Source organism: Ruegeria sp. AL11 (assembly GCF_056540865.1).
On sequence record NZ_JBQFXO010000075.1, the window covers coordinates 1 to 626 of the forward strand.

Here is a 626-nt window from a genome sequence, read left to right on the forward strand (position 1 = left end):
GATGTGGCAGCCTGAGCCGGTGATGGCACCGGAAACCCCTGACGTGCCCAGCGCCTTTCGCTGGCGCGGGCGTAACTGGCAGCTGGCGCAGGCCACCGGCCCGGAACGGATCGCACCGGAATGGTGGCTGGATGACCCGAACTGGCGCAGCGGCGTGCGGGACTACTGGGTTGTGGTGACACAGCAGGGCGAGCGGTTGTGGCTGTTTTACGGCCATGGCGGAACCATGTCTGCAGGCTGGTTCTGTCACGGGCAGTTTGGTTAGGGTCTATTTCCCTCGGTACACCAACAGATCCGGCAGATAGTCAATCAGACGGATAAACCACGAGAATGGTGCAGGAAAATCCGTACGGAAACGGCGCCGCGACATCGCCTTGACCACACGACCCGCCGCATCCTCGGGGCTCATCAGCATGGGCATCCTGAAGCTGTTTTTCTCAGTCAGTCGGGTCTTGATGAAGCCGGGATTAATGATCCGCACGGTCACGCCGGTGCCCGCCAGATCGTGGCGCATCGTTTCCGCCAGAGAAATCAGTGCCGCCTTGCTGGCCCCATATCCGATGGCCGCTGGCAACCCGTGATAGCCCGCGAGCGACCCGATCAGCGTAATATCCCCCCGACCTGCC

The 626-nt window shown here is 62.1% G+C and carries 2 protein-coding genes; one reads left to right on the plus strand and one right to left on the minus strand.

From position 1 onward, the window contains the following. Positions 1-265: DUF6504 family protein (locus ACR0IP_RS23360; RefSeq protein ID WP_480528189.1), on the plus strand; the 265-nt coding region annotated here is incomplete at its 5' end. Between the two features lie 3 nt (positions 266-268). On the opposite strand, the gene ACR0IP_RS23365 is transcribed toward ACR0IP_RS23360, so the two are convergent. Next, positions 269-626: SDR family NAD(P)-dependent oxidoreductase (locus ACR0IP_RS23365; protein WP_480528190.1), on the minus strand; the 358-nt coding region annotated here is incomplete at its 5' end.